Here is a 24,265-nt window from a genome sequence, read left to right as displayed (position 1 = left end):
GCCTAGGAGCCGTCGGTCCCGGGTCGGCGGGCCTCGTCGACGAGCAGCACGGGGATGCCGTCCTCGACCCGGTAGGCCAGGCCGCACGTCGGGTCGACGCAGACGAGCTCGGGCCCGGCAGGCCCCTGCTCGTCGCGCAGCTCGCTGCGGCAGGCGGGGCAGCGCAGGATCTCGCGCAGCCAGGGCTCGATGGTGGTGCTCATGGGTCGTGCTCCCTTCGTCGGTCGGGGCGCTCGCCCCGCCGCAGGTCAGGCCCGGACGCGGGCCAGGACCTCGTCACGGATCTGGGTCATGGTCGCCTCGTCGGCGGCCTCGACGTTGAGCCTCAGCAGCGGCTCGGTGTTGCTCGGGCGCAGGTTGAACCACCACATCGGCTCGCCGTCGTCCTCGCGGTGGGTGACCGTCATGCCGTCGAGCTCGTCGATCTCGACCGTGCTGCGCTGCTCGACCCAGGCGCGCACGTCAGCGGCGACCGCGGCCGCGTCGTCGACGGTCGAGTTGATCTCGCCCGAGGCCGGGTAGCGGTCGTAGGGCGCCATGACCTCGCTCAGCGGGGCCGGCGTCTCGCCGAGGGCGGCGAGGACGTGCATCGCCGCGAGCATGCCGGTGTCGGCGAAGAAGAAGTCGCGGAAGTAGTAGTGAGCCGAGTGCTCGCCCCCGAAGACCGCGTCGTGCTCGCTCATCTGCGCCTTGACGAAGGAGTGCCCGACCCGACCGCGCACGGGCTGGGCGCCGTGCTCGGCGATGATCTCGGGCACGGCCGCCGAGGTGATCGCGTTGTGCACGACGCGCACGTCGGCGGCGGAGCGGCCGGCGGCGACCTCACGGGCGATCTCGCGCGCGGCGATCATCGCCGTGATGGCGCTCGGCGAGACCGGCTCGCCGCGCTCGTCGACGACGAAGCACCGGTCGGCGTCGCCGTCGAAGGCGATGCCGATGTCGGCGCCGTGCTCGCGCACAGCGGCCTGCAGGTCGACGAGGTTCTTCGGCTCGAGCGGGTTGGCCTCGTGGTTGGGGAAGGTGCCGTCGAGGTCGAAGTACATCTCCTCGACGCGCAGGGGCAGCTCGGGCAGCCCCGCCGCGGTGCCCAGGACGGCGGGCACGGTGAGCCCGCCCATGCCGTTCGCCGCGTCGACGACGACGTGGAGCGGGCGGGACCCGGACAGGTCGACGAGCGAGCGCAGGAAGCCGGCGTAGTCGGCGAGCACGTCGCGGTGGCTCACGCGGCCGTGCGGGCCGTCGAAGCCGGACCGGCCGGCGTCGAGGTGCCCCTGGGCGACCTCGCGGATGCGGTCGAGACCGCTGTCCTGGCCGACGGGGCGGGCGCCCGCGCGGCACAGCTTGATGCCGTTGTAGCGGGCCGGGTTGTGGCTCGCGGTGAACATCGCGCCGGGCATGTCGAGCGCGCCGCTGGCGTAGTAGAGGCCGTCGGTGCTCGCCAGGCCGATGAGGACGACGTCGACCCCGCGGGCGGTGATGCCGGCGGCGAGGGCCTCGACGAGCTCGGGCGAGGAGGGCCGCATGTCGTGGCCGACGACCACCGTGGACGCACCCTCGGCCTGCGCGACGACCTCGGCGAAGGCCGCGCCCAGCGCCCACACGACGTCGACGTTCAGCTGGTCGGGCACCGTGCCCCGGACGTCGTAGGCCTTGACGAAGGCCCGCAGGTCGATGCTCACGTCGACAGCCTAGTCGGCGGCCGGAGCGCCTCCGGCACGCGCCTCAGCCCTGGTCGCGCAGGACCCGCAGGTGACCGCGACGGCCGGTCTCGCGCAGACCGCTCGCCTGCTCGCTCGCCTGCGAGGTCGGGCGGGCGGTGGCGGGTACGGAGGCGGTGGCGGGTACGGAGGCGGCGACGGGGCCGCGCGACGACGGCGCAGCGCCAGGCCGACGGCGCACGGCCTCGGCGATGGCGACGAGGTCGTCGTGCGAGTCGGGGGCCGGGGCGCCGGAGTCCAGGCGCACGACGTCCCACCCGCGCGGTGCGGTGAGCCGGGCGGCGTGATCGGTGCACAAGTCGTAGGCGTGCGGCTCGGCGTAGGTCGCGAGCGGTCCGAGCACGGCGGTCGAGTCCGCGTACACGTAGGTGAGGGTCGCCGTCGCCGGGAGGGAGCAGGCGGCTCGGGAGCACAGACGGGAGACACTCACGCCGGTCAATGTAGGCCACGACGGCGACAGCCGTGGGCGGCGCGCCGGGAGCACCCGGCGCGGGACCTCCCCGGGGGCGCCGTGGCGACCTAGGGTGGCCCGGTGAGCACGGGCAGGGACCGACGCGGTCGTGGGCGACGCGGACCGCTCGCGTGGCCGGCGGTCCCGGCCATGGTGAGCCGGGCCGTCGCCTTCGACGAGCTCGTCCTCGACTGCGCGCAGCGCTACGAAGGGGTCCTCGGCGCCCGGTGGGCGGACGTCGAGCTGGCCGTCGCGGACGTGCCCCCGACCGACCCCGCACCGTGGGAGGACGGCCCCGCGCTGGCCCGGATCTTCCCCGCCGAGGGCGCGCACCCGCACCGGGTCGTCGTCTACCGCCGTCCGGTCGAGACCCTCGCCGCGCGCGAGGGCGACCTGGCCAGCGTCGTCGAGCTCGTCGTGGCCCGTCAGCTCGCCGAGCTGCTGGGCGTCGACGTCGAGGACATCGACCCCGAGCTCGGCTGAGCCGGGCTCACGGGACGGGCAGCACCTCGACGGTGCGGTCGGCCACCCGGGCGCGCAGCAGCGGCGTCACCGAGAGCACGGGGGTCCCGGGCCCGGTCTCCCCCTTCGTCAGCAGCGACGCGTGCACGTCGCCGGAGACCCGCCGCACCCAGACGGCGTCGACGTCCTCGAGCGGCACGACCGTGCTGCGGTCGCGCTCGAGCGAGACCGTCCTCGTCGTCGCCTCGCCGGCGTACACGCTGACGACCTCGGCCTCGGCGGCGCCGGACGGCGCGGTGAGCTGGACGTGGCGCGGCAGCCCCGCGACGGCGTTCGGCACCACTGCTCCGACGAGGTCGCGCACGGCCGGGGTCGCGGTGCTCCACGACATGTCCTGGCCGCCCGTGCGCGACGCGGAGCCGACGACCTCGGCCGCGGCGACGACCGGCTCGTCAGAGGTGACGGTGTAGGCGACGACGCCGCTCTCGACGTCGACGTCGACGCTGCGGCTGGTGCCGGCGGGCACGGTCGCCACCGCGACCGAGCGGGCGCGGTCGGAGCCGACGGCACGCACCTTGACGACGGCGTCCCGGCTGCCGGGGGCACCGACGACGACGCGGGCCGACTCCCCCTTCGAGATGGCGCCGAGGACGTGCTCACGGCTCGGGCCGCCGGTCGCGGGCACGACCTCGAGACCGCGCGGCTCGAGGCCGTCGACCCAGTGGTCGACCACCCAGGCGGCGACGGGCCCGCCGGTCGCGCGGACGCGGACGACCTGCGAGGCGCTCGCCCCGGTGATGCCGTCGAGGAGCAGCGCGACCCGCGAGCGCGGCGGCACGGTGACGTCCTGGCCGGCCGGCGGGGTCTGCGGGCGTCGCTCGCCGAGACCGGTGACGTCGACGGAGACGGGGTTCTCGCCCGGGTTGCTCACGAGGAGGCGCTCCTGACGGCCCGCTCCGGAGCCGCCCGAGACGAGCCACTGGTCGGCGCTCGTCACCGCGCACGGCGCGGTGCTCGCACCTCGCACCTGGTCGTTCGACGCGACGACCTCCTCCGCGCCGACGAGACCCGGGGCGTGGTCGCCCGTGCCGGTGATCGTCGCCCCCTGGGCGAGGGACCCGCCCCGGGCGACGCGGTCTCGCTCGACGGGTCGGTCGGCCTCGCCGCCGCCGAGCGGGCTCACCTGGAGACGGCCCTGCTCGTCCGGCGGGCGCACGAGCCGGCGCACGAGGTCGTCGGGGGCGACCTGACCGGCGACGACACCTGACGTGCGCACGTCCTCGACGCCGTCGACCCCGGCCAGCGGCGAGCCCGGGCACACGAGCTCGGCCTGCGTGGCCGGCACGCTCGCGCGCGGCGCGGCCCCCGACGGGCCCGTGGGCTCCGGGCGGGTGGCGGCCTGGGCACCGGCGACGGTGCCGCCGGCGAGGACGGCGACGAGGACGAGCCGCAGCGGCTTCACTGCTCCTCCTGCGGGTCGGGTCGGCGCTCCGTGGGCAGGGCGAGGTAGAGACCGACGACGAGCGAGCCGAGGACGAGCCACTTCCAGGCCGCGTGCCCGGTGCGCACGTCGATCTCGACCTCACGGGTGCCGGCGGGCACGGCGTAGGTGGGCACGCTGCTGCGGGTGTCGAGGACGAGCGGCGCGCCGTCGCCGGTGACGACCGCGTGCTCGGTCCAGCCGATGGGCTCGCCGACGACGACCCGGCCCTGGCCGGGTACTCGCAGGACCCCGGTGCTCTCGCTGTGGTCGCGCAGCCCGACGAGGTTGCGCGCGCCGTCGGCTCCCCCGACGTAGCGCACCCGCGAGGGCGTCGTCGACCCGGTCGACTCCGGGCGCACGGACCACGTCGTCGTGCCGGCGCTCGTCGACAGCCGGCGCAGACCGGGGGTGGCGTCGACGGCGACCTGGTCGTCGCTCGAGGGGTCGTGCATCGTCACGAACCCCACGCCCCACGCCCCGAGCGCGGCGTCGACCGGGGTGCGACCGGACGGCCCCACACCGAGCAGCGCCGCGACGTCGTCGCTCAGCCCCTCGTCGACGAGGGGTGCCGGCAGGTCACGGACGAGATCGGGTGCCTCACGGCCGACGAGGCGGTAGGTGATCGCGCCGTCGTCGGTGCGGCCGAGCGAGAGGGTCCGGCCGGCGAGCGGGCCCTCGGCGGCGTCGACGGCGATCTGCGGCCGGTCGTCGCGCCATGTCGTCAGCTTGTCGCCGAAGCCGGTGTCGGCCACGAGCGCCGCGCTGCCGACCACCCCGCCGGCGAGGACGAGCACGGGCAGCACCTGCAGGGCGCGACGGGCGCGTGAGGTCGCGGCCGGCAGGGCCGCGAGACCGAGCCCGGCCAGCGAGAGCACCCCGAGCGCGACGATCAGCCCGCCGACGCCCGGCCACGGGTGCACCTCGGCGCCCGCGTCCGCCAGCCCGGCTGGGACCTCGCCGAGGACGACGAAGGGGGACCCGACCGCGGCGGCCGCCCCGAGGACGACGACGAGACCGGCCGCCCAGGGCACCGGGCCGCGGGCGAGCAGGAGACCGAGCAGCGCGAGGAGGGCCACGGGCAGGTACCACCACAGCGGGATCTCGCCGGGGCCCCCGGGCGCCGCGGCGGCGAGCCGCCAGGCCTCCGGGAGGGGCCCACGGGCGGTGGCTCCCCAGCCGGCGAGCAGCCGCTCGGGCTCGGCGCGCAGGGTGAGCAGCCAGGGGCCGGCGAGCAGGAGCGGGAGGGTGAGGAGGACGACCCCGCGGCCGCGCCGGCCCGGTCGGCCGAGGAGGAGCAGGGCGACGCCGACGAGGAGCACCGGCACGGCGAGGGCGGGCACGAGGGAGCCGAGGACGGCGGCCCACAGCGCGGTGCGCACGGCGTCGCTGATCCCCGGGCCACGGCGGGCGGCCCGGACGAGACCGGCGGCGACCCGCGGCAGCAGGACGACGGCGAGCAGCGGGCCGACCCGGCCCTCGCCCGCGGCGGCCGCGGCGGCCGGGGTGCTGATCCACCCGAGGGCGAGCAGGGCGCGCACCCACCGGGCGGTCGTGACGACGCGCGCGCTGCGGTAGGCGACGACGGCACCCAGGGGCAGCGCGGCGAGGACGAAGAGGCTGAGCGCGACGCCTGCGGGCGAGTCGGCGTCACCGCCGCCGGGGACGTGCTCGACGACCCAGCTCGCCGCCGCCAGCAGCAGCACCGCCGGGCTGCGCTCGAGGTCCGACCCCGCGCCGGCACCAGACCACGCGTCGCGCCAGCTCGCGAGGAGGGACCCCGAGGTCGCCCGGCCGCCGAGCAGCTCTCCGCCGACGAGCCCCGCGTCGAAGCGGTGGCGCAGCTCACCGGTGATCTGCCGACCGGCCCAGGCAGACATCGCGACCGCGGCGAGGAGCAGGAGGGGCACCGGGCTGCGCAGCACCCCGGTGGCCTCGGCACCGGACGCGGGGGCGTCGACGCCCGCGCCGGGGTGATGACCGCGGATGTCGTCGACCAGGCGCTGGCGGGCCTGGGCGGTCGGCACGAAGAGGGTCGCGAGCTCGCGCCGGTCGACGGTGGCGCGCCCGCCGCGGCGCCGCAGCGAGGTGAGGGTGCGGGGGTCGAGCGAGCCGCGCACGAGCGCGAGCTCCTCCCGGGCCAGCCCGGGGCGCTTGAGCAGCAGCAGGGCGAGCGAGGTGAGCAGCGCGAGCAGCGCACCGCCGAGCGCCCGGACGGGCGCCGCCCACAGCGGGCCGCGAGCCAGGGCGACGCGGCGGGCCTGGGCGCGGTGGCGCAGCCCCGGCCGGCGCTCGACCGGCCACGGGCGGACGGCGAGGACGGCGGTCGGCACGGCGACGACGCGGTGCCCGCACCGCTGGGCCCGCCAGCCGAGGTCGAGATCGCCCCCGAGATCGCCGAGGGCGGGGTCGTGACCGCCGAGCGCAAGGTACTCGTCGCGGTCGAGGAGCAGACCTTCGAGGGGGCCCGCGAGCACGTCGACGGAGTCGTCGTGCTGGCCCTGGTCGCGCTCGCCGCACACGGGCGTCGGGACGAGGCGCCCGGCCCGGGTCACCTGCAGGCCCTGGCGCACGAGGACACCCTCGTCGGCGACGTCGACGACCTTCGGCGTCGCCATGACCACCCCGCGGCTGACGGCGGCGACGAGCGCGTGGAGGGCGTCGGGGCGGGGCCGGCAGCGGCTCGTGAGGACCCACACGAGGTCACGCCGGTCGGCGTGGGTCGGCAGGCTCTCGACGAGCTCGGGCAGCGAGCGCCGCAGACCACGCCGGGGGTCGAGCCGGGTGGACAGGGCGGGCAGCCCGGCCTCGCGCACCGGGGCGAGGACGGCGTCGACGTCGAGCCCCGAGGGGCTGGCGTCGACGAGGAGCACCGTGTGCTGCTGACGGTCGGCGGCCCCGGGGGCGTCACCGAGGTGCGACTGGGCCAGGAGTGCGGTGACGGTCTCTGCGGCGTCGTCCGCGGACCGTGCGAGCAGGACGGTCGCGACGGCAGGGGGCGCCTCAGGAGCGCGGCGGGAGGGGGCCGCGGTGGTCTCGGGCGCGTGCTGGGGTGGTGCCGGTGTCACGAGGAGCGCGTCAGACGGCGCGCTTCTTGAGCTTGCGACGCTCGCGCTCGGACAGACCGCCCCAGATGCCGAAGCGCTCGTCGTTGGCCAGGGCGTACTCGAGGCACTCCTGGCGCACCTCGCACCCGACGCACACCTTCTTCGCCTCGCGGGTGGACCCGCCCTTCTCCGGGAAGAAGGCCTCGGGATCCGTCTGAGCGCACAGGGAGCGCTCCTGCCAGGACATCTCCTCGGCCTCGTCGTCCTGGATCGGGTTGAGCATCAGCAGGTCGTGCATCCGGATCCCTCCTCGACATATCGCACCTCGACCCACGCGATCTCGCGCGTGCGATGTCCACGACCTGCTCGCAAGCAGAAAGACATCACCGAAATTACACGCGTGTCATCCACGATTAGTCAAGCCGAAGGGGTTATACGGTCCCCCTGTCCAGGGTCCGCGGCACGGATCGGGTCGATCCGCGCGGGCAGCGGGTCTCCAGGGCCCCGCGCGGTGCTGCGACGTGGTACTGGGCGCCCCGCGCGTCGGGAGAGACTGGACCCATGCACGTCGTCGTCATCGCCCCCTCGCCCACCAGCGCACCGGTCGTCGCTTCCCTCGTCGACGGGCTCCTCGCGCGCGACGAGAGCACCGCGGTCGACGTCGTCGTCGCGACCGCCGAGGACGTCACCGCGCTCGGCCTGCGCGTCAGCGCGACGAGCGACGCGGTCCTCGACGCGCTCGCGGGTCGTCCCGAGCCCGTCGGCACGACCGTGCAGGACGGCCTGCGAGAGACCGGGTCGGGTCCGGGCTGGCTCGAGCTGCCCGACACCGCCGTGGCGACCCACCTGGCCCGCAGCGCGTGGCTGGCCCAGGGCGCGACGCCGAGCGAGGTCCTCGCCCGTCTCTGCCAGGCCGCGGGCCTGCCCGACCGCGTCCGGGTGCGCCCGGTGACAGACGTGCCCGTCGAGACCCACGTCGTCCTCGACGTGCCGGACGGCGAGGCGCCCCAGAGCGCCGTCCACGTGCGCGAGTGGCGCGAGGGGCTGGGCGGGCGGCCGACCCCAGCCCGTGTCGTCGTCGCCGGCCTCGACCGGGCCCCTGCGGCGCCGGGCGTGCTCGACGCCGTGCGCTCCGCCGACGCCGTCGTCGTCGCCCCGGGCGACCCCGTCCTGCAGGTCGGCCCGGTGCTCGGGGTGCCCGGCATGTCCGACGCGCTGCGCGGCACCTCGGCCGACGTCGTCGTGCTCGACCCGCGCCTGGGCCCCGGCACCACGCTCGTCGGTCTAGAGGTCGCCGGGCTGCCCGCGACCGGGCCGGCCGCCGCCGGCATCTACCGCGACATCGCCGACGTCTGGGTCACCCCGGTGCCCGAGACGGGTTACGCCCGCGCGCTGCGCGTCGTCCCCACCGCCGCCTCGGACCCCTTCGCCCTCGCCGCCGAGGTCCTCGCCCTCCTCTGAGCGCCCCACCTCAGCTTTCCCGCCCAGGGCGGGAAAGTGCGACCTCGGGAAGGAACGGTTCTTGCCCGAGGTCGAAGCTTCCTTCCCGAGGTCACCGGACCCGCGGGCGAAGGGGGATCAGAAGCGGGTCGGGAGGTGGGTCGGCAGCGAGCGGCGAGGGCCGCGGCGCGGGGGTGCTCCCCCGACGGCGCTGATGATCCGGCAGGCGCGGAAGCGGTGCCCGGCGTAGGGGGCGACGAGCTCGGCGAGCTCGTCGTCGTCTCCGATCCGACCGGTGAGCGACCACGTGACGTTGCGGGCGAGGTGGTAGTCGCCGAAGGACACGGCGTCGGCGTCGCCGAGGGCGCGCTGGGCGACCTCGGCGGTCGTCCAGACCCCGACGCCGGGCAGCGCCCGGAGCCGGCGGGTCGCGGCGTCCCGGTCGAGCTCGGCGCACTCCTCGAGCCGGCCGGCGACCTTCGCGGCGTTGACGACGACCCGGCTGCGCGCGCCCTCGACCCCGGCCTGCAGCCAGGCCCACGACGGCACGTTCCCCCACCCCGACGCCGTCGGCGGGCAGATCATGCCCTGCTCCCCCGCCGGCCCCGGCGCCGGCTCGCCGAAGCGCGTGACGAGCTGGCGGTAGGACGAGAAGGCCTCGCGACCGGTGACCCGCTGCTCGATGACGGCGGGCACGAAGACCTGGAAGACCAGCCGCGACGCGGGCACGCGGTAGCCCGACCACGACGGCCAGCCGGCGGCGACGAGATCGTGGTGGGGCTCGAAGCCCGTGGGGTCGTCGCGCCCGCCGAGCAGGTCGGGCAGCGCGTCGAGGAACCACTGCGCACCGGCGCCCCACGCGTGAGCGGTGACCTCGTCACCGGGCACGAGGTGAGCCCCGACGGGGCCGTCGGGCGTCGTCCAGGCGAGCCACCAGTCGCGCCCGACCCGGCGCGAGGTCGGGTCGCCGGCGCCCCGGCGGAAGGGCCCGAGCACGCGGTCCAGCGACACCGGGGCGTCCAGCCCCGGCGGCTGGTGGCGCCGGGTCGCGGTCATGCTCAGATCTTGCGGAAGGTCAGCAGGACGAAGGTGTAGTCGAGGTCGACCCGGGTCCAGTGCACGGGCCGCTCGTCGTGCGCGAGGAGCTCGTCGCTCAGCTCGCCGACGAGCTCGAGGCCGTGACGGCGGGCGGTCGCGACGAGCTCGCGGATCTCCTCCGGCGAGAAGATGTGCACCTGCGAGCCGTAGATGTGCTTGCCGGTCGTGTCCGGCGGGCTCTGGTCGTAGTCGGTGGACAGGACGAGGACGCCGCCGGGGCGCAGCACCCGGGCGGACTCGGCGAGGAAGCCCTCGACGGGGACCCCGTGCTCGATGACCGACATGCACGTGATCGCGTCGAGCGCCCCGCCCTCGAGCCCCGTCGCCGTGACGTCGCCGTAGCGGAAGACCACGCCGTCGCGCGTGACGACGTCGCCGAACTCGAGGTTGATGCCGAGGAGCGACTCGGGCTGCTCGCCGAAGCCGTAGAGGCGCAGCCAGGGCAGGACCGGCGAGTACCGGGCGCTGCCCGCGTCCATGACGCGCGCCCGGCGCGAGCCGTCGTCGACGAGCGAGAGGATCGCGCCGACGGCTCCGAGGGCGTCCCAGTTCTTCGGCAGGTCGCGGTGCAGCGGCAGGCGCAACGAGCGGGCCTCGGCCGTCGCGCGCTCCCACGTCGCCTTGTCGCCGAGCACCGCCGTCGGCGCCACCGAGGTCGGGGCCGGGCGTCCGCCGCCGATCCCGCGTCGGCCCTCGAGCCGGCGCTGCCCCGCGACGCGGCCCCACAGCGCGAGCTCGGCGCCGCGCTTGGCGACGGCGAGCAGACGGCCTCCGGGAGGTGCGGCCACCTGGCCGGTCGGCTCCGCGGCAGGGGTGCCGGTGGGTCGGTCGGGGTGGACGTCAGACATGGGTATCAACCTTCGGGTCGGGCAGGAGGTGGTGCGCACGTGCCCAGAGCCAGCCGATGCCGGCCCAGGCGACGTCGGCGACGACGCTGTAGAAGCGTGCCACGACGACGACGGCGGTCGCCGCGGCGACCGGCATCGACGTCGCGAGGAGCACGACGAGGACCCCGTCACGCACGCCGACACCGGCGGGCACGACGAAGGAGAACATGCCGATGCCCGCGGCGAGGAGGTAGCCGCAGATGCTCACGAGCGCGAGATGACCGGGGTCGGCGCCGGCGTCGGCGAGCGAGGTCGCCATGACCCAGATCGACGCGCCACCGGCGAGCCACGACAGCGTGAACCACATCGTCGACAGCGCGACCGCGGCGAGCGAGAGGTCGTGCTCGAGCGGCTCGCGGCGCAGGAGGCGGAAGAGCAGGGCGATCGCCCGGTTGAGCACCGGGGGCCACAGCGCGACGAGCAGCCCGCCGACGACGAGGACGAGGAACCACGTCGGCAGGTTGGCCTGGCCACGGGTCAGCAGCGCCGGCAGCGCGGGCAGACCGACGACGATGCCGCACAGCGCCGACAGCGCGATGGTGATGAGCCCGACGACCGCGGTGCGACGGCGCGGGACCCCGAGCCGCCGGGCCATGTCGGCCTGGGCGACGACCGACCACACCGAGCCGGGCAGGTACTTGCCGAGCTGGCCGACGAAGAAGACGCCGCTCGCCGGGGCGAGGTGCAGCCGTGAGCCGAGGTCGGCGAGGAGCACCCGCCAGCCGAGCACGGTGAGGGCCGGCGACACGAGGGCGAGGACGAGCCCGAGCGCGAGCGACCCGGCGCCGATCCGTCGGAAGGACGCGGAGACGTCGTCCCAGCCGCGCGTCAGGGCGTAGCCGACCGCGAGGAGGACGAGGGCGAGGAAGGCGACGCGCACGGCGTCGACGACGCGCTTGCGGGTCGACCGGGTGGTGGGCGGGGGCGGCTCGGTGACGGGCGCGGCCGCTTCGGGAGCACCCGGCTCGGGCGCGACGGGCTCGCTCATCGGCGGCGCAGGGTCAGCCGGACGACGGCGTAGGCGTCCTCGGCGTCGCGGCCCGAGGTGCCCGCGGCGACGTCGGCGGCCCGGCGCAGCCGCGCGGTGAGATCGCCGTCGAGGTCGCCGACGAGCGCGAGACCGGCGTCGTCGGCCCGGGCGATGACGCCGCGCAGGTCCGCGGGGCCGACCGCGTCGTCGTCGGAGCCGCCGACCGCGAGGGTGAGCACGAGGATCCCGCGGGCGCGCAGCGCCCACGAGGCCACGGTGACGAGCTCGTCGACGTCGCCCGCCGCGGCCCCACCGGGGTGCAGGGCGGTGATGACGTCGAGGCTGGCCGTGTCGAGGTCGAGCAGGTCGAAGGGCGAGCGCCCGCCGGACAGCTCGACCTCGACCGGCGCGTAGCCCAGCGATCGGGCCCACCGGGCGAAGGGGGACCCGGGCCCGGAGAAGTCGAGGACCGTCGCCGAGCGGGCGGTGTCGCCGCCGACGGACAGCAGCGCCGAGACCGCGCCGAGCGCGGCCCAGCCGGCGATCCGGTCGCCGCGGCCGGGCAGGCCGAGCGAGCCCGCGAGCTCGTGGGCCGCCTCGGCCTCGTCGTCGACGCCGAGCACGTCGGTGGGGCGCACCCAGTCGGGCAGGTCGCGGTCGCGCAGGTCCAGGCGCGGCTCCCGCCGGCGCCGGGCCGCCCGGGCGAGGTCGCGCACCGCGCCGAGGCGACGGGCGAAGGGGGCGGCCGAGGGTGCCTCGTCCGGCCCGTCGGAGGCGTCGGGGATCGCCACGGCGCCGTCGGCGGCGACCGCCTCGAGGGTGCCGACGTAGCGGGCCCACGGGCCGGAGAGGTCCGGCGGGCGGACCCCTGCACGCAGCCGCTCGACCTCGTCGGGGTCGGCGAGGCGCTCGAGAGCGGTGACGAGCGCGTCCTCGTCGTCGGGCGCGACGAGCAGCCCGTCGACGTCGTCGCGGACCTGCTCGGCGAAGGTCCCCACCCGCGAGGCGAGCGCAGGCAGCCCGTGCTGGTGGGCGAGCAGGACGTTCTGCGAGGCGGTCGCGCTGCGGTAGGTCAGGGCGAGGACGTCGTGGTCGGCGAGCAGGGGCGCGATCCGCTCGGCGGGCACGTACCCGCCGTGGATCTCGACCCGCCCGGCGAGCCGGGGGTCCTGCGCGAGCTCACGGAGCTGTGCGCCCGCGTCGCCCCACATCTCCCCGGCGACGGTGAGGCTCACGCCCGGCACCCGGGTCATCGCGCGCATGAGGACGTCGATGCCCTTGTAGCCGCGCACCAGCCCGAGGGCGAGGATGCGGGCCGGGCCCCGGTGGGCGGGCCGCTCGACGGGCGCTCCCCCGGGCAGGTGCGGGGGCAGCTCGGAGACGACGACGTGCGAGGCGCCGAGCTCGCGCGCGAGCCGCGCCTGCTCGCCGGAGTGCACGACGACCGCGTCGACCCGGGCGAAGAGCCCCCGCATGATCGCGGCGTCGCCGGGGTGCGGCTCGTGCGGCAGCACGTTGTGGCAGATGACGACGCTGCGCGGGCCGCGACCCGTGCTCGACGTGCGCCCGGCGCCCGCCGCCCGCAGGAGCAGCAGGTGGAGCGGCACGACCGGCGGGATGACGTGGACGACGACGACGACGTCGACGTCGCGCAGCGCTCGACCGGCCCGCACGAGCGTGTCCGGGCGCGCCCACGACAGCGAGTGCTCGGTGCCCGGGAAGGGCTCGACGTCGGGCGCCCCGCCCGCGGGGACCGACTGCTCCCCCGGGTAGAGGAAGCTCGGGTACAGGTGCCGCCACGAGACGAGCCGGACGTCGTGCCCGGCGTCGCTCAGCTCGTGGGCGAGCGTCGTCGTGTGGCTGGCGACCCCGCCCTTGTACGGGTGGGTCGGCCCGACGACGGCGACCCGCAGGCGCGCCTGGTCGCTCACGGGCTAGACCGCGTCGCGCGAGCGGACGAGCAGGTCGGCCATGAGCGCGAGGGACCCGATGAGGATGCCGCTCACGACGAGCAGGATCGTGCTCGCCGGGACGTAGAAGGGGTGGCGCACCATGTCGACGACGAGCTTGAGCCCGCCGATGAGCACGAGCCACAGCGCGGGCGGCATGAGCACCCGCAGCGGGTCGAAGTACATGACCATGCGCAGCACCTGGAGGATGTAGCGGTAGGCGTCCTTGAAGAACTTGAACTTCGAGGTGCCGGCACGCTTCGCGTACGACGTGTAGACGTACTTGATGTCGTGCTGGTTCATGAGGAAGGCCAGCGTGATCGTCGTGACGCACGAGAAGCCGGGGGGCAGCAGGCGCAGGTAGGGCAGCGCAACGGAGCGACGGATCGCCCGCAGACCGGAGTTGAGGTCCGGGATCCGCTGGCGCGAGAGCCACTCGGCGATCTTGCGGATGACGAACTTCGCCGGGACGCGCGCCCACTTGTGGGTGCCCTCCTCGGTGGTGCGCGCGCCGACGACCTGGTCGTAGGACGGGTCGTCGAGGAGCACCTGGACGAGCTCGGGGATGCGCTCGTTCTCGTAGGTCATGTCGGCGTCGGTCCACACGACGATCTCGCCGCGGGCCTGCTGGGTGCCGATGCGACGCGCGGTGCCCGAGCCGCCGTTGCGGCGGAAGGCGAGGATGCGGATGGCCGGGTAGTCGACGGCCGCGGCGGTGAGCACCTCGAGGGTGTCGTCCGTCGACGCGTCGTCGATGCACAGCAGCTCGTAGCTCAGCCCGCTCTCGTCGAGGACGCGGCTGATCCGCTCGATCTCGAGCATGACGTGCTCGGCCTCGTTGTAGCAGGGCAGGACGACGGTGACGAGCGGGTCGCCCGGCTCGCGCTCGACCGGCTCGCCGGCCCCGACGTGCTCGACGACGGGGTTGCGCCGACCGGGGTGACCGGCGACGGCCGGCGTGACGACGTGATCCCCGTCGTCGCGCACGGCACCGCTGCGCCCCGGCTGCGGGACCGGGACGGTCTGGTCGGACGACGGGACGGGGGTGGGCCCGGGGCCCTGCATGTGCTCGCTCATCTCGTGAGCGAGGGTATCGCCCGCCGGGTCGGCGGGCCGCATCGTGCCCGAAGGGGTGGTCGGCCCGCCGTGCTCAGCCGGCCGGGGCGAGCCAGACCTGGAGGGGCAGCGGGGTCGTCCCGTCGGGGCGGTCCTCGAGGATGCGCATGTCCTCCTGCACGGTGACGTCGAGGACGAGCTCGCCCGCGGGCAGACCGAGCTCGGGCAGCGACTGCGGACCGCGCGAGGCGACGAGGACGAGACGCCCGCCGGAGGCCTCGACCCGCTCGGCGAGGTCGTCGACGGCGGCCCGCAGCTCCTGCGGGTCGTCGCGCAGCAGGCCCTGGGTGGCCACGGCCGGCACGTCGCACATGCCCCGCGTCACCTGGGCCCACTGGTTGACCGCCCAGTCGTCCGCCGCGAGCACGAGCGTGGCCCCGCTGTCGTGCACGGCACGGCAGTAGGTGTCGACCGCGGCCAGCTCGCCCTGCTCGATGCGCTCGGAGCGGTGCGGCCAGGTCGCCGCGGCGGTGGGGACGGCGGCGGCGAGGAGGACGACCGCGACGGCCGCTGCGGCCAGCCCCCGACCCGCGGCCCCCGGGGCAGTCGTGAGCAGCCGGCGGCCGAGCCAGGCGGCCGCCACGACGACGAGGAGGAGCACGAGGGGCAGGACGACGAGGAGCCGGCGGTCGGCCCACGGGTGGTCGGGGGTGATGCCGGGTCGCCACAGGGTGAGCAGGCTCGACCCGGTCGCGACGAAGATCGGGCCGGCCCACGACGGGTAGGGGTCCCCCTTCGCCCACGTCGAGCCCAGCCGCCCCCACAGGGCGGCGAGCGCGAGGAGGGCGACGACGAGAGCCACCGGGCCCACCCACCACGACAGCCACTCGACGGAGTGCTCGGCGTAGGTGCGTCCGCCGTCGACCGGCAGGCCCTGCGCGGCCTGCATCCGCGCGACGTACATCGCGCCGGGGTCGCTCGGGTCCTGGCGCACCGTCATGACGAGCGGGCGCAGCGCGAGACCGACGCCGACGAGGACGACGAGCGGCGCGAGCACGCGCGGCAGAGTCGTCGTGAGGCGCGTCGGCAGCGACCAGCCGCGCGCCGAGCGGAGCAGCAGGTACCAGCACAGCAGGCCCATGAGGACGACGAGCCCGACGAGGGGCAGCAGGGAGGCGCCGATCTCGCCGAGGTAGCGCCAGCTCATGACGCCCGCGACGGCGAAGCCCGCGAGCGTCGCCCCGACGGAGCCGACGAGCAGCGGCCGCCCCCACGAGCGCCCGCGCGCGAGGAGCAGTGCGGCGACGGGGACGAGCAGCATCGTCTCGCGCAGGGCGTCGATGCGCACGATGCTCGTGCCGCCGACGAGCACCCCGGCGAGCAGCGCGGTGCGCGCGACGCGCACCGCCGTCGGACCGGAGGCCCCGCGGCCGTCGTCTCGCGTCGCGAGGGCCAGGGCGAGGAAGCCGCCGGCGAGGGTGAGCGCGGCGAGCGGCTCGGAGTACGTGCTGCGCGAGGTGTGCAGCCACGGGAAGCACGCCCCGACGAGGAGCACCCCCGGCGTGGCGAGCCAGGCGCCGGCCCGGCCCCGGATGCCGAGGGCCAGGAGCAGCCCGAGCCCGAGCAGCGCGGGACCGGCGAGCACGGCCGGCGCCCACATCGCGAGGTCCGGCCCGCCGAGACGAAGGGGGATCGAGTACGTCAGGGCGGGGCCGGGCATGAACTGCGGCTGGACCGACGGGTCGTCCGGCGAGCCGATCTCGTAGAAGGCCGGGGACTCCAGCGTCAGCCCCGGCACCGCGAGGGTCTCCGGGCCGCCGATGTCGGCCGGGTCGACGGGCACGGGCCGGCGCGACTCACGGGCCAGCTGCTCGGTCGCCTGGTAGTAGCTCGCGGAGTCGCGGCGGGGCAGCACCTGCTCGCTGCGTGTCGTACCGGTCCACACCGTGATGGCGAGGACGGCGAGGACGAGGAGCGCCGCGGGGGCCGCCGGCATCGCGACGGCGGGCAGGTCACGGGTCCCCCGCACCGCCGCGGCCGCGGCGACGACGGCGGTGACGACGCCGACGAGCGGGGTCCAGGCCCCGACCCAGGCGAAGACCGCTCCGACGAAGCCGAGCAGCACGAGCCACAGGGCCGTGGCGAGCACGACGCGGGTGAGCACGCCACCGGCATCGGCCGTGCTGCGGGAGGCGGTCCGCTCGCGGTCGTCAGGAGCGGTCGCGGCGGCAGTCACGCGCGCCACGGTATCCCGACCACCTCGACGCGACGTGGCACGGTGGTGCCATGCCAGCCCCCTCCCCCGCCGACCTCCTGCCCGCCCTCCTGGCCGACGACCCGGCCCGCCCGCGGATCACCTGCTACGACGACCTGCCCGGCGCGACGGCCGGCGAGCGGGTCGAGCTGTCCGCCCGCGTCCTCGACAAGTGGGTCTCGAAGGCGGCGAACGCGCTCCAAGAGGAGTGGGACGTCGCCCCCGGCTCGGTCGTCGTGCTCGCCGCCCGGCCGCACTGGCGCGCCACGTACTGGGCGCTCGCGACATGGGCCGTCGGCGCGACGCTCTCGCTCGTCGAGGTCGACGACGCCGAGGTGGCCGTGAGCGACACCCTGCCCGGCCCGGACGCGACGACGAGCGTCTACCTCACCCGCGCCTCGCTCGCCCGCTCGGGCGACGTCGCGCTGCCCCCGGGCGTCGTCGACGAGGCGGCCGACGTGTCGGGCTACGGCGACTTCTTCGCCCCCTGGGCGACGCCCGAGCCCGACGGCACCGCGCTCGTCACCGGCTCCGGCGAGATCACCTACGGCGAGCTCGTCGACGCGGCAGCGCGGCGCTGGCCCGACCTGCCCCGTGGCGGCCGGGTCGACGTCGCGCCCGCAAGCACGCAGGACCTGCTGCTCGCGCTCGTCGCCGCGTGGTCCGCCCGAGGCTCTCTCGTCGTCCACGTCGGCGGCACCGACCCCGCCGTGCGGGCGCGGCGGGCCCAGGACGAAGGGGTGGACCACCAGATCGAGGTCGACCCGGCCTGAGCCGGGTCGACCTCGTCGTGGGTACGGGGGTGCGTCAGCCCGCGCGGCGGGCGCGCAGCTCGTGCTCGAGGGCCTGCCACGTCATGCCGCCGACGACACCGGTGCGGGCCATGCCCCGTCGGCCCTGGAGCGCCTTGACCGCCTCGACGGTCTTCGGCCCGTAGGAGCCGTCCGCCCGGACGCCGAGGTAGCGCTGCAGGGTGGTGACGGCATACCCCTTCGAGCCGGGCTTGATGACCGTGGTGCGGTACTTGAGGAAGGGGTAGTCGCGGGCCTCGAGCGCGTCCCACGTCTTGGCGTCGACGACGCCGGTGACCTTGAGCTTGCTCGCCCACTGGAAGGAGCGGACGGCCTTCTCCGTGGCCTTGCCGTAGGCACCGTCGACGCCGATGGCGAGAGCGCGCTGGAGGGTCTTCACCGCGGCACCGCGAGCGCCGGGGGCCAGGACCGTCGACTTCAGGCCGGAGTACTCCGTCGTCGAGCGCACGGTCGGGGTGACCGGGGTCGGCTTCGGCGTCTGGACCGAGCCGTTCTTCTTGTACGGCAGCCCGGCGAGCGCGCGCCAGGCGTTCTCGCCGACGACGCCGTCGACCTTGAGGGTCATCTTGCGCTGGAAGGAGCGCACGGCGGTCGCGGTCTTCTCGCCGTAGCTGCCGTCGGCGGCGATCCCGAGCTTCTTCTGCGCGGCCTTGACCGCCTCACCGGTCGAGCCGAGGCGCAGGGTGGTCTTGAAGTACTTCGCCAGGCTCTCCATGCCCCCGCGAGCGGGGATCTCGCCCAGCGCCACCATCCGCTCCCACGTGCGGGTGTCGAGGACACCGGTGACCGGGATGGACTGCGCCGACTGCCAACGGCGCAGCGCGGTCTCCGTCGCGGGGCCGAAGGCGCCGTCGGCGGTGACGCCGATGACCTTCTGCGCGAGCTTGACGTCGTCCCCCTTCGCGCCGACCTTGAGGGTCGGGTAGCTGTCCGGGGTGGCGACCGGGGGCGTGACGGGGGTCCCGCTCGACCCGCCGGGGGTGCTCGTGACGCTCGTCCACGCCTTGCCCGTCCACCACGACGTGCGCTGCATCGCGCCGTCCCAGCTGAAGGAGAAGTGGATGTGGTCGGTGTGCGGGCTCGACCCGTAGTACGGGCGCCAGCCGACGCCCATGTTGTACGTGCCCCAGATCTTGCGGTCCCAGATGATGTACATGACGCCGAAGCGGCGGGCCATCGCGCCCGGGCGGCCCTGCGCGTCCGGGGCGACGAGCCAGGCGACGACCGAGTCGGCGATCTCCTGCTGGCGGGGGTCGTTCTTGTTGAGCATCCAGTCCAGCGCGCGCCCCTCGGAGTGCTCCGTCAGACCGGCGTTGCAGTTGCGGCTGATGCCGTAGTTGAGCTGGCTGTAGTGCTGCGACATGAGACGGGCGAAGGCGGTGACGCCCGGCTTGGCCACCGGGTCGCAGACCGTCTGCGGCAGGTACGGCGAGGCGACGTCGAGGTCACCGGGCAGGTTGTTGTTGACGGGCGGCCTCGGGGCGTCCGCCGCGGCGAGCGGGGCCATGACGGGGATGGTCACGGCGGGGACGACGAGGGCACCAAGAACGCGGGCGCTGAGGGACACGCCGGATCCTCCGTTTCAGCAGGCAGATCCGCTGGGCCAGGGGGAGCCCAACGGCGTCTGGCATCAGGTGTCACAGAGGTCCCTGGCGCCACAACGTGCACAGATATCTCACGGGGCACTCCCGACGCGCCAGACCCCGGAGGTGAATTACGTCCCTGTCGTTCCGTGGACGAGCACACCGTGCGCTGCCGCGGGAGGACACTGCTGACCGGCCCGTCGGGCCCGCGCACCCCGCCCGGGACCGTCCGTCGACGGCCACTAGCCTGGCGCCATGGACAAGGTCGTCTCCACTGCTGCCGAGGCCGTCGACGGGATCCGTGACGGCGCCTCCCTGGCCGTGGGCGGGTTCGGGTTGTGCGGCATCCCGAGCGTGCTCATCGCCGAGCTGCGACGGACGGGGGTGAAGCACCTGCGCTGCGTGAGCAACAACTGCGGCGTCGACGACTGGGGGCTGGGCCTGCTCCTCGCCGGTGGTCAGATCGACCGGATGACCTCCTCCTACGTCGGGGAGAACAAGGAGTTCGCCCGCCAGTACCTCTCCGGCGAGCTCGAGGTCGAGCTCACCCCTCAGGGCACGCTCGCGGAGAAGCTGCGGGCCGGCGGCGCCGGGATCGCCGCCTTCTACACCCGCACCGGGGTCGGCACGCAGATCGCCGACGGCGGTCTGCCGTGGCGCTACGACGCCGAGGGCGGCATCGCCCTCGCCTCGCCGCCGAAGGAGGTGCGCCCCTTCGCCGTGACGAGCCGCGACGCCGAGGCCGAGGACGGCCGCCGGGTCGAGGAGCACGAGTTCGTCCTCGAGGAGGCGATCTCGACCGACTTCGCCCTCGTGCGCGCCTGGAAGGGCGACCGCCACGGCAACCTCGTCTTCCGCACGAGCTCGCGCAACTTCAACCCGCTGTGCGCCATGGCCGGCCGGCTGACGATCGCCGAGGTCGAGGAGCTCGTCGAGCCCGGCGACCTCGACCCCGACGAGGTGCACCTGCCGGGCATCTACGTCCAGCGGGTGCTGCCGCTGACGGCCGAGCAGGCCGCCGACAAGCGGATCGAGAAGCGCACGGTCACCCCCACCCCCACGACGCAGGAGGCCTGAGATGCCGCTGACCCGTGTGCAGATGGCCGCACGTGCCGCCCAGGAGCTCGCCGACGGCGACTACGTCAACCTCGGCATCGGGCTGCCCACGCTCGTGCCGAACTACGTGCCCGACGACGTCGAGATCGTCCTGCAGTCCGAGAACGGCATCCTCGGCGTCGGGGCCTACCCCGCCGAGGACGCCGTCGACCCCGATCTCATCAACGCGGGCAAGGAGACGGTCACCCTGCGCAAGGGGGCGAGCATCTTCGACTCCGCCACGTCCTTCGGGATGATCCGCGGCGGCAAGGTCGACGCGGCGATCCTCGGTGCCATGCAGGTCGCCGCCAACGGCGACATCGCCAACTGGATGATCCCCGGCAAGATGGTCAAGGGCATGGGCGGCGCGATGGACCTCGTCCACGGGGCCCGCAAGGTCATCGTCCTCATGGAGCACGTCGCGAAGGACGGCTCGCACAAGATCGTCGCCGAGTGCGACCTGCCGCTCACCGGCAAGGGCGTCGTGCAGCGGGTCATCACCGACCTCGCCGTCATGGACCTCACCGAGGACGGCGTCGTCGTGCGCGAGCTCTTCGACATCTCCCCCGAGGACCTCCAGGACAAGACGGGCGTGGCGCTGACCTTCGACCTCGAGGGCTGACCCCCTCGCCGGTCGAGGTGCGACGAAGGAGCCTCGAGACACCCAGCCACCTTCGCTGGTCGAGGTGCGAGACCACCCAGCCCTCCTCGCTGGTCGAGGTGCGAGGGCGCTCAGCGCCCGAGCCTCGAGACCACCGAGGCGGCTCACGACTCCCGCGCGGCCCACAGCCAGGCCGTCGGCACCTCCTGCGTCGTGCCGACGGCCCGCACGCGGGTCCACGACGGGGCGCGCTGCAGGGCGGCCGCCGTGGCACCCGGCAGCGTGTCGGTCCCGACGAGCACGACCTCGCCCAGCCCCCCGGCGACCGCCCGGTGGAGGACCCGGGTCGCACCGGCCGGGGCGAGGACGACCTCGGTCCCGCCGACGGAGCGCACGAAGTGCTCCCCGACCCGGCCGGCGACCTCGGCGTCGTCGTCGCCCGGCAGACGGACCGTCCTCAGACCCGCCCCGGTGAGCGAGTCCTCGACGGCCTCCGAGACGTGCGCGGTACCGCCGAGCAGGTGCGCCGACGTCACCCCCGCTCGGCCCACCGCCGCCCGGGTGCGCCACGGCAGCTGCGTGCTGCCCGCGACGACGACTGGCTCGCGCAGACGTCGCGCCGTCCCGGAGAAGGCCGCACCGGCCGAGCGCCCCGTCGTCGTCGTCACCGCGACGGCCCGCACGGTGCGCCGCGCGGAGATCTGCTGCAGGACCGCGGCAGCCACCGAGTCGACGTCCGAGCCGCCGAGACGCACGACGACGAGACCGCGCGAGCGCAGCGCGCGCAGCACCCCGTCCTCGACCGTCGTGGGGCCGCCGACGACGTAGGCGGTGCGTACGCGGCTCCCCCGCCGGTCCAGCTCCGCCGTCGTCGCAGACCCCAGGCCGCGGCGACCGGTGAGGAGCAGCGGGGCGTCGAGGGTGCCGGCGAGCGGCTGGGCGACGAGGGCGTGCAGCGCGTCCTGCTCGTACTGGCTGGCGAGGACCACGCTCGTCGCGCTCATGGGGACCGAACGGGCGATCGCGACGGCCAGCCCGGGAGCGCCCGCGCCCGACGTCCGTGCGTCGGAGCGTCGGAGCGCCGTCGACGGGAGGCCGAGGGCCTGTCGCAGCGCGACCCCGGTCAGCGTCGCCGTCGTGCCGCCCGAGGAGGTCGCCCTCGCGGTGGCCACGGCATGGCCGGTCGCCCGGTCGGAGAGGTCGAGGCGCACGACGTCGGGCAGGCCGAAGGCCGCCGCGAGGCTCGACTGCGAGATCGTCCGGGTCCACGAGCGGTAGGGGTTCTCCGAGCCGAGGCTCGCGGGGTCGTAGCGGCTGCGCAGGTAGGGCCGCGCCGCTCCGAAGACCTCTCCCCCGTCGAGCGACCACCCGCCGTTGCTCGACGAGTACAGCGCCTCGATCACCTGGCCGCCGTAGCGCGGGACGTACCCCGTCGAGGACGAGCCGGTCGCCCGCACGGCCGCCTGCCAGCGCGGCCAGGCGGCGAGCTCGCCGCCCGTGGGCACGGGGTGGAAGACCTGGTCGGCGACGGTGTCGGTGACGTGGCAGGCGCACTCCGGGCGCAGCCCGGCGGAGATCTTGCGCATCGCGTACGCCCGTGCGGCGGCGGCCTGCGCCTGGAGGGCCGACGACGGCCAGCTCCACGGCACCTCGCGGATCTGGTCGAGGTACTCGTCGTGCAGCCGGACCCAGAGGACGGCGTGCACTCCCGCGCCGGCCGAGGGGGTGAGGACGAGGCGGCCGTACCGGTAGAGCGACCCCGAGACCTCGAGATCGGTCCGGGCCGCCCAGGTCGTCGCGGTGATGCTCGACCCGGTGAGCGGCGCCCAGGAGCAGGACGAGCAGCTCGCGACGACCGACGAGCCGCTGCGGGTGACGACGACCGTCGCCCCGCCCGGGGCGCTCACGGTGCGCGAGCCGGCGGTGAGGGTGAGGGTGCCCCCTCCGCTCGCCGTCGCGCGCCCGACGAGCCGCGACTGCGCCACCGACTGCTCGAGCGAGACCGCGACCTGCTGGGTGTCCGGGACGGCGTCGTAGGTCGTGCCGGCGTAGTAGTGCGCGAGGATCTGGCGCGCGCTCCAGCCCTCGTCGGCGAGATGCTTCGCCCCGTACTGGCTCATGCCCACGCCGTGCCCGAAGCCCGACCCGCTGATCTGCCACTGCGCCGGCACGACGACCGCCGCGTCCGCGGCCGGCGCACGGCCCGGTGGCGCGGCAGAGGTCGGCGCCGCCATCGGCACGAGGAGCACGGCGGCGAGGAGCAGGGCGGGCAGTGTGCGAGGCGAGATCATGGCGGGACCGGCTGCTCGAAGGGATCTGCGGGGCGCCGATCGTAGTCCCGCGGGCCGCCCCGCGACAGGCCCTCAGCGGATCTGGTCGTCCACGCCGTCGGCGAGCGAGGCGGGGCTGGTGAGGAAGCCGATCCCCCACGCCCAGTGCATCGTCGCGATCGCCAGGGGCACCCGGGCCCGCACGGCGGGGGCCTCCCCCTTCGCCACCACCCAGCCGCCCACGGTGACGGCCGCGGCGTAGCCGAGCGGCACGACGAGGGCGGGCCGCCAGCGCAGCCCGACGACGGTCGCGGCGAGGGTGCCGGCGACCATGACCGGCGGGGCGAGGTAGCGGGCGTTGGCCGTGCCCGGGTGACGACGGGCGACGACCCGGCGCCACCGGCCGTAGCCGCGGTACTGCTCGGCGAGCCGGCGCACCGTGCTGCGCGGGCGGTAGGTGACGACGAGGTCGGGGGTGAACCACACGCGGCGGCCCTGCTGGCGCAGGCGGTGGTTCATCTCCCAGTCCTGGGCCCGCGAGAAGTGCGGGTCGTAGCCGCCGACGGACTCCAGGGCCTCTCGCCGGAAGACCCCGAGATAGACCGTGTCGGCCTCGCCCGCCCCCCCGCCGACGTGGAAGCGGCTGCCGCCGACGCCGAGCGGGCTGCGCATCGCCGTCGCGACCGCCCGCTCGAAGGGGGTCGTCCCCCGGGCGTCCATGATCCCGCCGACGTTGTCGGCGCCCGTCTCGTCCAGGACGCGCACCGCCGTGGAGATGTACGACGGGGGGATCTCGGCGTGGGCGTCGACGCGGGCGACGACGTCGCCGGAGGACGCGGCGATGGCGGCGTTGAGGCCGTCGGGGGTGCGTCCGCTGGGGTTGGGCACGGAGAGCACCCGCGGGTCGGCGGCGGCCAGACGCGCGGCGAGCTCCTCGGTCCGGTCCGAGGAGGGCCCGACGGCGAGGACGACCTCGACCCGTCCCTCGTAGTCCTGCTCGAGGACCTGGCGCACGGAGGCCTCGAGGTGACGCTCCTCGTCGAGGACGGGCATGACGACGCTGACGGCGGGGAGGGGGTGCGGCACGGGCCC

Annotated in this window: 20 protein-coding genes; 5 read left to right on the top strand and 15 right to left on the bottom strand. The window is 75.4% G+C overall.

The annotated features are described in order from the left end of the window. Window positions 1-2 precede the first annotated feature (2 nt). From LIV55_RS14515 to LIV55_RS14505, 3 genes are read right to left on the bottom strand one after another with little or no spacing between them, the layout of a single operon-like run. A complete protein-coding gene (locus LIV55_RS14515) occupies window positions 3-203 on the bottom strand; it encodes a Trm112 family protein (protein WP_068273517.1) in 201 nt (66 codons plus the stop codon). A gap of 45 nt (window positions 204-248) precedes the next feature. After that, entirely contained in the window at window positions 249-1,679 is a 1,431-nt protein-coding gene (locus tag LIV55_RS14510) for a phosphomannomutase/phosphoglucomutase (RefSeq protein ID WP_229300725.1), read from the bottom strand. A 43-nt stretch (window positions 1,680-1,722) separates the two neighbouring features. Then, entirely contained in the window at window positions 1,723-2,148 is a 426-nt protein-coding gene (locus tag LIV55_RS14505; protein ID WP_229300724.1) for a DUF3499 domain-containing protein, read from the bottom strand. 102 nt (window positions 2,149-2,250) lie between these two features. Between LIV55_RS14505 and LIV55_RS14500 the strand changes: the two genes are divergently transcribed. Then, on the top strand, window positions 2,251-2,652 hold the full coding sequence (locus LIV55_RS14500) for a metallopeptidase family protein (RefSeq protein WP_224766748.1): 402 nt from the start codon (window positions 2,251-2,253) through the stop codon (window positions 2,650-2,652). A 7-nt stretch (window positions 2,653-2,659) separates the two neighbouring features. Here the strand turns inward: LIV55_RS14500 and LIV55_RS14495 are convergent, their stop codons facing one another. The 3 genes from LIV55_RS14495 to LIV55_RS14485 are packed head-to-tail and all read right to left on the bottom strand — an operon-like array spanning window position 2,660 to window position 7,456. Beyond that, window positions 2,660-4,093 (bottom strand): DUF5719 family protein, encoded by a 1,434-nt coding sequence (locus LIV55_RS14495; protein WP_229300723.1) that lies wholly within the window; start codon window positions 4,091-4,093, stop codon window positions 2,660-2,662. Beyond that, window positions 4,090-7,179, bottom strand: a complete 3,090-nt coding sequence (locus LIV55_RS14490) for a glycosyltransferase (protein ID WP_229300722.1) — start codon at window positions 7,177-7,179, stop codon at window positions 4,090-4,092. Before LIV55_RS14490 ends, LIV55_RS14495 begins: the two co-directional genes overlap by 4 nt. 10 nt (window positions 7,180-7,189) lie before the next feature. Beyond that, window positions 7,190-7,456 carry a WhiB family transcriptional regulator gene (locus tag LIV55_RS14485; protein ID WP_068273506.1) on the bottom strand — a complete coding sequence of 89 codons (267 nt, stop codon included), beginning with the start codon at window positions 7,454-7,456 and terminating at the stop codon, window positions 7,190-7,192. Window positions 7,457-7,719: 263 nt separating this feature from the next. On the opposite strand from LIV55_RS14485, the gene LIV55_RS14480 reads away from it, so the two are divergent. Beyond that, entirely contained in the window at window positions 7,720-8,619 is a 900-nt protein-coding gene (locus tag LIV55_RS14480) for a 2-phospho-L-lactate transferase CofD family protein (protein WP_229300721.1), read from the top strand. Between the two features lie 117 nt (window positions 8,620-8,736). On the opposite strand, the gene LIV55_RS14475 is transcribed toward LIV55_RS14480, so the two are convergent. The 6 genes from LIV55_RS14475 to LIV55_RS14450 form a co-directional block, all read right to left on the bottom strand. After that, window positions 8,737-9,654: a DNA-3-methyladenine glycosylase family protein gene (locus LIV55_RS14475; RefSeq protein WP_229300720.1), complete on the bottom strand. Its 918-nt coding sequence runs from the start codon at window positions 9,652-9,654 to the stop codon at window positions 8,737-8,739. Window positions 9,655-9,656: 2 nt separating this feature from the next. Next, window positions 9,657-10,544: a class I SAM-dependent methyltransferase gene (locus LIV55_RS14470; protein ID WP_229300719.1), complete on the bottom strand. Its 888-nt coding sequence runs from the start codon at window positions 10,542-10,544 to the stop codon at window positions 9,657-9,659. Continuing rightward, window positions 10,537-11,571 (bottom strand): lysylphosphatidylglycerol synthase domain-containing protein, encoded by a 1,035-nt coding sequence (locus LIV55_RS14465; protein WP_191564556.1) that lies wholly within the window; start codon window positions 11,569-11,571, stop codon window positions 10,537-10,539. The genes LIV55_RS14470 and LIV55_RS14465 overlap by 8 nt, the downstream gene beginning before the upstream one ends. Further along, window positions 11,568-13,484, bottom strand: a complete 1,917-nt coding sequence (locus LIV55_RS14460; RefSeq protein WP_229300718.1) for a glycosyltransferase family 4 protein — start codon at window positions 13,482-13,484, stop codon at window positions 11,568-11,570. The genes LIV55_RS14465 and LIV55_RS14460 overlap by 4 nt, the downstream gene beginning before the upstream one ends. A gap of 3 nt (window positions 13,485-13,487) precedes the next feature. Further along, on the bottom strand, window positions 13,488-14,579 hold the full coding sequence (locus LIV55_RS14455) for a glycosyltransferase family 2 protein (protein WP_229300717.1): 1,092 nt from the start codon (window positions 14,577-14,579) through the stop codon (window positions 13,488-13,490). Window positions 14,580-14,652: 73 nt separating this feature from the next. Further along, window positions 14,653-16,794 carry a hypothetical protein gene (locus LIV55_RS14450; RefSeq protein WP_229300716.1) on the bottom strand — a complete coding sequence of 714 codons (2,142 nt, stop codon included), beginning with the start codon at window positions 16,792-16,794 and terminating at the stop codon, window positions 14,653-14,655. A 50-nt stretch (window positions 16,795-16,844) separates the two neighbouring features. On the opposite strand from LIV55_RS14450, the gene LIV55_RS14445 reads away from it, so the two are divergent. Then, complete coding sequence (locus LIV55_RS14445; protein ID WP_229300715.1) at window positions 16,845-17,585, top strand: TIGR03089 family protein; 741 nt, start codon at window positions 16,845-16,847, stop codon at window positions 17,583-17,585. Between the two features lie 34 nt (window positions 17,586-17,619). Here LIV55_RS14445 and LIV55_RS14440 read toward each other — a convergent pair whose 3' ends face one another. Then, window positions 17,620-19,191, bottom strand: coding sequence for a peptidoglycan-binding domain-containing protein (locus LIV55_RS14440; RefSeq protein WP_123091114.1), 1,572 nt, complete (start codon window positions 19,189-19,191; stop codon window positions 17,620-17,622). A gap of 271 nt (window positions 19,192-19,462) precedes the next feature. On the opposite strand from LIV55_RS14440, the gene LIV55_RS14435 reads away from it, so the two are divergent. Together LIV55_RS14435 and LIV55_RS14430 are read left to right on the top strand one after the other, a co-directional pair. Further along, window positions 19,463-20,284 carry a CoA transferase subunit A gene (locus LIV55_RS14435; RefSeq protein ID WP_123091115.1) on the top strand — a complete coding sequence of 274 codons (822 nt, stop codon included), beginning with the start codon at window positions 19,463-19,465 and terminating at the stop codon, window positions 20,282-20,284. Between the two features lies 1 nt (window position 20,285). Beyond that, complete coding sequence (locus LIV55_RS14430) at window positions 20,286-20,924, top strand: 3-oxoacid CoA-transferase subunit B (protein ID WP_123091116.1); 639 nt, start codon at window positions 20,286-20,288, stop codon at window positions 20,922-20,924. Between the two features lie 143 nt (window positions 20,925-21,067). On the opposite strand, the gene LIV55_RS14425 is transcribed toward LIV55_RS14430, so the two are convergent. Both LIV55_RS14425 and LIV55_RS14420 read right to left on the bottom strand, forming a co-directional pair. Continuing rightward, complete coding sequence (locus LIV55_RS14425; protein ID WP_229300714.1) at window positions 21,068-23,194, bottom strand: cell wall-binding repeat-containing protein; 2,127 nt, start codon at window positions 23,192-23,194, stop codon at window positions 21,068-21,070. A gap of 72 nt (window positions 23,195-23,266) precedes the next feature. Beyond that, the gene (locus tag LIV55_RS14420) at window positions 23,267-24,259 is read right to left on the bottom strand and encodes a glycosyltransferase family 2 protein (protein WP_308012922.1); all 993 of its coding nucleotides are present in this window, start codon (window positions 24,257-24,259) and stop codon (window positions 23,267-23,269) included. Window positions 24,260-24,265: the final 6 nt, after the last annotated feature.

Source organism: Janibacter melonis (genome assembly GCF_020567375.1).
In the GTDB taxonomy this organism is placed as follows: Bacteria; Actinomycetota; Actinomycetes; order Actinomycetales; family Dermatophilaceae; genus Marihabitans; species Marihabitans melonis.
This window is presented reverse-complemented; position numbering and strand designations above follow the sequence as displayed.